This is a genomic window from Bradyrhizobium sp. PRIMUS42, from assembly GCF_023006515.1.
Classification (GTDB): domain Bacteria; phylum Pseudomonadota; class Alphaproteobacteria; order Rhizobiales; family Xanthobacteraceae; genus Bradyrhizobium.
In genome coordinates this window covers 1-7,077 of record NZ_JALBGZ010000314.1, presented here as the reverse complement: position 1 = coordinate 7,077, position 7,077 = coordinate 1, and the positions used below count along the sequence as shown (strand labels likewise).

Below are 7,077 nucleotides of genomic sequence, written 5' to 3'. Positions count from 1 at the left end.
GGCCCTCGGCCCAGCGGCCGTCGCGCACCATGCGGTCCTGTTCGACCAGGCGGCGGAAGCCGGCGAGCAGCAGCATCATGGCGTGATCGGCGACCTCCTCGATGAAGGTGTCGGGGATGTTGGTGACGGGAATGCCGCGCGCCGTGGCGGCCTTGACGTCGACGCTGTCGACGCCGACCGAGCCGAGCGTGATGACCTTGCAGGTCTCCAAGCTGTCGATGATGGTCTTGGTGATGGGGATGCCCTTGGCATAGATCGCGTCGGCATTCTTCGCGGCGGCAATGAACCCGGCTTCGTCAGCGGGCGCCTCGACGATTTCGGCGTCGATCGGATCGAGCGCCTCGCGCTCGTAGGAATAGTCGCTGCCCGCGACCGTGAAGCTCGCGCCCTTCGGCGTCACCACCCTGTATTTCGGCATTTTCTGCTCCCGATTCTGGTTTCTTGTTGTGCCCCGCCTTCGTGGCCGGCCTGTGCGTCTTTTACGCGAAATCGATGCTCTCACGTACAATCGCCGGTTGTCGAGATGGTGATAAGTTGCCGGTTTCCGCGGCTGCGTCCGGGCTTCTACGGAGGCGTGTAAGTAACTTGCTAAGGGGGCGCCCACTACAAGTTCATTCGATTTTGATCGATCTGGTCGCGTGCCCGTACCCCATTATTGCCGGAGCCATCCCGTGAAGTTGAGCAATCTGAAGATCGCCCCCAAGCTCGGCATTCTTGTCGGCGTGGCCATGCTCGGACTATGCGTCGCCGGTGTGTTGGCAGCGTACTTGATGCAACGGGAATTGCTCGATGCCCGTTTCGAGCAGACCAAAGCCATGGTCGAGATGTCGCGCAACATGGCGCTGGGTCTGCAAAAGCAGGTCGATGCCGGGCAGCTGTCCAAGGATGCGGCCATCGCGGAGTTCGTCCGTCGAGGCAGTTCGATGACCTACGACAAGGGCTCAGGCTACATCTTCGCCTATACGATGGACGGCGTCGCCGTGCTGACGCCCGACCCGAAGCAGTACGGCAGCAATCGCCTCGACATCGAAACCAACGGCCGCAAGCTCACGCGTGAGCTGCGCGACGGTATCGCTGCGAAGGGCGACGTCACGCTGCGCTACGAGTATTATCGCCCCGGCGAGAAGGAAGTTACCCGCAAGCTGTCCTACGCTGTGGCGATTCCCGGCTGGAACATGTTCGTGGGGACCGGGGCGTATCTCGACGACCTCGATGCCAAGCTGGCGCCGGTGGCCTGGCTGCTCGGTGTCTCCCTGCTCGGCATCATGCTCGTGGCCGGAGGCGTAGCTTGGCTGATCGGCCGCAGTATCAGCCGGCCGCTGAGCCTGCTCGGGACCCGCATGAAGGAGCTCGCCGACGGCAGGCTCGAGGGGGATATCCCCGGCGTTGGCCGAGGCGACGAGGTCGGCGCGATGGCCGCGACCGTGCAGATCTTCAAGACCAATGCAGAGAAAATTCGCGAGCTCGAGCAGACCGAGGCAGCGGCGCAGCAGCGCGCCGCGGCGGAACGTCGCAATGCGATGGAAGAGCTGGCCAACGACTTCGAACGTAGCGTCAACGGCATCGTCCGCACGGTCTCCTCGGCTGCGGCCGGCATGCAGACGACGGCGCAGTCGATGACCGCGACCGCCAGTGACGCCTCGTCGCGTGCGGCGACGGTCGGCGCTGCCTCGCAAAAGGCCTCCGGCAATGTGGGCACGGTCGCGGCGGCTGCCGAAGAGCTGTCGAGCTCGGTTGCGGAAATCTCCCGCCAGGTCACCCGCTCGACCGAAGTGGCGAGCCGCGCCGTCAGCGACGCCGAGCGTACCAACGCCACCGTGCAGGTGCTCTCGACCGGCGCCGAGAAGATCGGCGAGGTCGTCAAGCTGATCCATTCGATCGCCGCGCAGACCAACCTGCTCGCGCTCAACGCCACCATCGAGGCGGCTCGCGCCGGTGAATCCGGCCGCGGTTTCGCGGTCGTTGCCTCCGAGGTCAAGGCGCTCGCCAACCAGACCGCCAAGGCGACCGAGGAAATCTCCGCGCAGGTCGCGGCGATGCAGACCTCGACCAGCGACGCGGTCACGGCCATCTCCGGCATCACCCAGACGATCGCCGAGATGAGCGAGATCACCGCGGGCATTTCCGCCTCGATCGAGCAGCAGGGCGAAGCCACCCGCGAGATCGCCCGCAACATCCAGTCGGTTGCGGCCGGCTCGAACGAGATCAACTCCAATATCGGCAGCGTCACCTCGGCCGCGGAAGCGACCGGCAACGCCGCCACCGACGTGCTCACCAACGCCCGCGAGCTGGACAGCCAGTCCGGCGCGCTGCGTAGCGCGGTGGACGGCTTCCTCGCCAAGGTGCGCGCGGCGTAAGTTCTTGCACAGAATTCGTAGGGTCGGCAAAGACGCGAAGCGTCGTGCCCACCTTTTCTTTGAGTTCGCTGAAGCGTGGTGGGCACGCTCCGCTTTGCCCACCCTACGGGAGCCGTGCCCCGGACGCAGCGCACCGCTTCGCGCTGCGCCCGGGACACAGACTTCACTGTTTCTCGATCTTCGCGTTGGTGATCAGCTTCTCCCACAGCACCAGCTGCTCGTTGACGAACGTGCCGAGCTGCTCCGGCGTGCCCGAAAACGCGTCCATGCCGAGGGTGGCGAGCTGGGCCTTGATCTCGGGTTTCTCGACGATCTTCCTGATTTCGGCGTTGAGCCGCGTCACGATCTCCTTGGGCAGGCCGGCCGGGCCGAAATAGCCCTGCCACGACGAGATGTCGAAATCGGGCACGCCGGCCTCCTGCATCGAGGGCAGGTTCGGCACCAGCGGCGAGCGCTCCTTGGTGGTGACGGCGAGCGCGCGCAGCGCGTTGCCCTGGACATGCGGCAGGCCGGTCAGGATGTCCACGAACATCATCGAGACGCGGCCGCCCATGACGTCGTTGAGCGCCGGCGGCGAGCTCTTGTAGGGCACGTGCAGCAGGTCGAGCCCGGCATTGTGCGCAAAGGTCGCACCAGAGACGATCGCGGAGGACGATCCCGAGGCGTAGCTCAGCTTGCCGGGATTGGCCTTGCCATAGGCGACGAGCTCGCCGACGGTCTTGGCCGGCACCTCCGGATTGATCACCAGCATGAAGGGCAGATCGCCCGTGCGCGCGATCGGTGTGAAATCCTTAACCGGATCGTAAGTGAGGCTCTTGAGCAGATAGGGATTGGCCGAGTGCGTGGTGTTGGTGGTCACCAGCAGCGTGTAGCCGTCGGGCGCGGCTTTCGCGACATAGGTTGCGGCGAGCATGCCGTTGGCACCCGCCTTGTTCTCGATCACGATGCCGACGCCGAGCGCCTGCGACAGGTGCTGCGAGATCAGCCGCGTCGTGGTGTCGGTGCCGCTGCCGGCCGCGAACGGCAGTACCAGCGTGATGTTGCGGCTGGGGTAATTGTCGGCCTGAGCCGTGGATGCGGCGGCAAGGCACAGCGCGGCCAAGCCGACGGCACGCAGGTTTCGAATCAGCCCTGAAATCATCTGAAGACGTTCCCTCTTTTTGGTTGGCGGGGAACCTAGCGTCTCTGCGTTGAAATCGGAAGACGGGAGTTTGTCTCGTGCCCCGGACGCTGCGCGCACGACGTGATGCGCTGCAGAGCCGGGGCCCATGCCGCGGCGAACTGGGTCCCGGCTCTGCGCAGCGTCACAGCGTGCCGCAGCGCGTCCGGGACACGAGGTCGTCATCGTCCGCTGCGCGGAATTACGTCACGCCGAACCCTGGCGCGAGGCGATCACGACGCCGGCCAGCACCAGCGCGTAGCCGATCAGGTGGAACGGCTGGAGCATTTCGCCGAGCAGCAGGATCGCCATCGCCGAGCCAAACACCGGCACCAGGTGGAAGAACGGCGCCGCCCGGTTCGGCCCGATCAGCGCCACGCCGCGGTTGAAGAAGAGATAGGCCAGCGTCGAGGGAAAGATCAGAATGTAGCCCATGGTCGCCAGCGTGATCGTATCGAATTGCAGGACGCGACCGCTGGCCGCTTCCCAGATCGCCGCAGGGATCAGCATCGTCGCGCCGCAGCAGGTGGTGAAGGACAGGAAGGACAATTGATGGATCTTGGGCCGGCGCGGGATGAAGGCGGAGTAGAGCCCGAACGCCACCAGCGAGGAGGCGAACATGATGTCGCCCCTGTTGAAGCTGATGCTCGCAAGCGCGGCGAGATCGCCGCGCAGGATGATGATCAGCACGCCGAGAAGCGAAATCGCGATGCCAGCGAACTGCGCGCCCGTCAGCCGCACGCCGAACAGCACCAGTGACCACAGCGCCACGAACAGGGGACCTGCCGACTGGATCAGCAGCGCGTTCAGCGCTTCCGTGTACTGCATCGCCCAGTACGAGATCGCGTTGTTGAAGGCAAAGCCCACCAGCGACAGGAACAGCATCAGCGGCAGGCTCCTGCGCAAGGCAGGCCAGTCGCGCTTCAGGTGCGGCCGGGCGAACGGCAGCAGGATCAGGAACACCCCGAACCACCGGATCGTGGTCACCGTCAGCGGCGGCACATGCGCGCCGACATGGCGCGCGAGCACGATGTTGCCGGCCCAGAACAGCGAGCTCAGGCTGAGCAGCAGATAAGGCTGATTGTTGAGCCAACGGGCCGGATTGGAGGCCTTTGGCGCGGGCGAAGCGATCGTCATTGGCGTTGCATGCGAGCTTGCGCCGGACTGGCGTCGTGGCACAAGTCACAGCGCCGCAATGCTACAATGCAGGCAAGCCCTGAGGAGGTGCCATTGGCGGTTAATATGTTGAACATCGCGGGCCTCGAAGGGCTCGAGCAGAACGCACCGGTGGTGATGCTGAACCTGATGCGTTTCCACGCGCGCTCGCGTGACGGCGACGGATCCGGCCGGGACGCATACTTGCGCTACAGCGCCGTTACGGTGCCGATGATCAAGGCGCGCGGCGGCACCTTGCTTTGGACCGGCGAGGCCAAGGCCATCGCGCTCGGACCGCACGCCGGCAACGACTGGGATTTCGTGGCGCTGGTCTATTATCCGAGTGTTGCGGCCTTCCTGGACATGATGACCTCGGAAGCCTACGAGCGCGAGGCGGATCCGCATCGGCTCAACGGCTGTGCCGAGCATGTGATCATCGCGACCGGCGAAGCCTACAGCAAGTTCAACATCAGATAGCGCTGCGTTGTGGGTCGAAAGATTTGTAGGGTGGGCAAAGGCGTGCTCTTCGCGCGCCGTGCCGCCATCTTTCTCTCTCCCGACTGGCATGGTGGGCACGCTTCGCTTTGCCCACCCTACGAGCTCTCATTTGAATGCGCGGAGGCAGACCCCTCATCTGGCGCTTCGCCACCTTCTCCCACAAGGGAAGAAGGAAGAAACTAACTCGCCTGCTTCCTCGACGCCACGAACACGCCTGATAGCACCAACGCAAAACCGATGAAGTGGAACGCCTGCGGGTGTTCGCCCAGGAAGGCCATTGCCATGATCGAGCCGAACACCGGCACGACGTGGAAGAACGGCGCGGCGCGGTTGGCGCCGATCAGGCGCACGCCGCGATTGAAGCAGAGATAGGCGAGCGTCGATGGAAACACCGCGACGTAGAACAGCGTCAGCAGGTTCGGCCCGTCGAGCTTCATCACCGGGCGAGCGGACAATTCCCAGATCTCGAGCGGAATCAGGCAGGCGGCGCCGACCCCGAAGGTGAAGGCGAGGAACGAGAGGCCGTGCATCGGCGGCCGCTTCAAGGTCAGCACCGAATACAGCGCGAAGATGACGAGCGCGCCGATGAAGATGAGGTCGCCCTTGTTGAACTCTATGTTCGACAGCGTGGTGAAATCGCCGTGCAACAGGATCGTGAGCACGCCGCACATCGAGAGCAGCACGCCGAAGGCCTGCGCCGCTGTGAGGCGGATGCCGAGGATGGCCAGCGACCACAGCGCCACGACCAGCGGCGCGGCCGACTGCAGCAGCAGCGTGTTGAGCGCCTGGGTATGTTCCAGCGCCCAATATTGCAGCGTGTTGAAAGCACCGATGCCAGTGATCGAGAGCGTGACCATCAGGCCGAGTTTGCCGCGGATCGCGGGCCAGTCCTGGGCAAGATGCTTCCAGGCGAACGGCAGCACCAGCAGGAAGGCGAAGAACCAGCGCAGGAAGGAGAGGGTGACGGGCGGGATGTGGCCGGCGGCGAGCCGCCCGACGATGGCGTTGCCGGCCCAGCACAGCGCGGTGATGCTGAGCAGCAGATAAGGCTGGTTGGCGATCCAGTTGGGGCCGGATGTCTCCGCGCTCGTGGTCTGGCCGGTGGCGGACATTGTGATTGGTGCGGCCCCGAGTGCACCGAGGCTTCCGGCCCGGCGGGATCCGGGCCGGCTGATCGCCCGGCGCTGTCCAAAGACACGGAAATCGAGGTTGCATCAACGGGGGGCGGACGCATCGCGACCATGCACCGGCGGAGTGAGCCTCTCACGCTTTGGTCGAAGCCATTGCGCCGGTCATGAATATTGAGAGATTTTAAGGGGATATCAAAGGCTTGGAGCCGCCTCGAAGCCCTGAAAATGCCCTGTTCTTGCTTGCCTAGAGAGGCTGCTTCCTTTATCCGGTTGGGCTGCCTCGCGTGCGAACGGCCTCTGGCCGGGAATTGGGCTGGGCGCAGGCATGATTCCGGAAAAGTGGGTACCAATTTTCCGTTCGGATCGTGCCACCTACAGAGAAATCTTCGAAGGATTACCCGCGAATGGCCAATGTTGTCGTCGTCGGCGCCCAGTGGGGCGACGAAGGAAAGGGCAAGATCGTCGACTGGTTGTCGGAGCAGGCGGACATCGTCGTCCGCTTCCAGGGCGGTCATAATGCCGGCCATACGCTGGTGATCAACGGCAAGACCTACAAGCTCGCCCTGCTGCCCTCGGGCGTGCTGCGCGAACACAAGCTGTCGGTGATCGGCAACGGCGTGGTGTTCGATCCCGCCGCTTTCCTCGACGAGGTCACCAAGCTGCGCTCGCAGGGCGTCGCCGTCTCTCCGGAGAACCTGCGCGTCGCCGAGAACGTCACGCTGATCCTGCCGCTGCACCGCGAGCTCGACGCGCACCGCGAATCCGCCAACGCGGCGAC

6 protein-coding genes and 1 pseudogene are annotated in these 7,077 nt (G+C 64.5%); 3 read left to right on the top strand and 4 right to left on the bottom strand.

From position 1 onward, the window contains the following. Positions 1-418 (bottom strand): annotated as a pseudogene (locus tag MOV75_RS21775) (C-terminal binding protein); the annotation flags it as partial. A 253-nt stretch (positions 419-671) separates the two neighbouring features. On the opposite strand from MOV75_RS21775, the gene MOV75_RS21770 reads away from it, so the two are divergent. Further along, entirely contained in the window at positions 672-2,357 is a 1,686-nt protein-coding gene (locus tag MOV75_RS21770; RefSeq protein WP_246929209.1) for a methyl-accepting chemotaxis protein, read from the top strand. A gap of 163 nt (positions 2,358-2,520) precedes the next feature. On the opposite strand, the gene MOV75_RS21765 is transcribed toward MOV75_RS21770, so the two are convergent. Together MOV75_RS21765 and MOV75_RS21760 are read right to left on the bottom strand one after the other, a co-directional pair. Further along, complete coding sequence (locus tag MOV75_RS21765) at positions 2,521-3,498, bottom strand: tripartite tricarboxylate transporter substrate binding protein (RefSeq protein WP_246929208.1); 978 nt, start codon at positions 3,496-3,498, stop codon at positions 2,521-2,523. Between the two features lie 225 nt (positions 3,499-3,723). Beyond that, a complete protein-coding gene (locus tag MOV75_RS21760) occupies positions 3,724-4,653 on the bottom strand; it encodes a DMT family transporter (RefSeq protein ID WP_246929207.1) in 930 nt (309 codons plus the stop codon). A 93-nt stretch (positions 4,654-4,746) separates the two neighbouring features. Here MOV75_RS21760 and MOV75_RS21755 point away from each other — a divergent pair, with 93 nt between their 5' ends. Next, positions 4,747-5,148 carry a DUF1330 domain-containing protein gene (locus MOV75_RS21755; protein ID WP_246929206.1) on the top strand — a complete coding sequence of 134 codons (402 nt, stop codon included), beginning with the start codon at positions 4,747-4,749 and terminating at the stop codon, positions 5,146-5,148. Between the two features lie 200 nt (positions 5,149-5,348). On the opposite strand, the gene MOV75_RS21750 is transcribed toward MOV75_RS21755, so the two are convergent. Then, the gene (locus MOV75_RS21750; RefSeq protein ID WP_246929205.1) at positions 5,349-6,281 is read right to left on the bottom strand and encodes a DMT family transporter; all 933 of its coding nucleotides are present in this window, start codon (positions 6,279-6,281) and stop codon (positions 5,349-5,351) included. Between the two features lie 422 nt (positions 6,282-6,703). Between MOV75_RS21750 and MOV75_RS21745 the strand changes: the two genes are divergently transcribed. Then, positions 6,704-7,077, top strand: a 374-nt coding sequence (locus tag MOV75_RS21745; protein ID WP_247006579.1) for an adenylosuccinate synthetase, incomplete at its 3' end; no start/stop codon positions are given.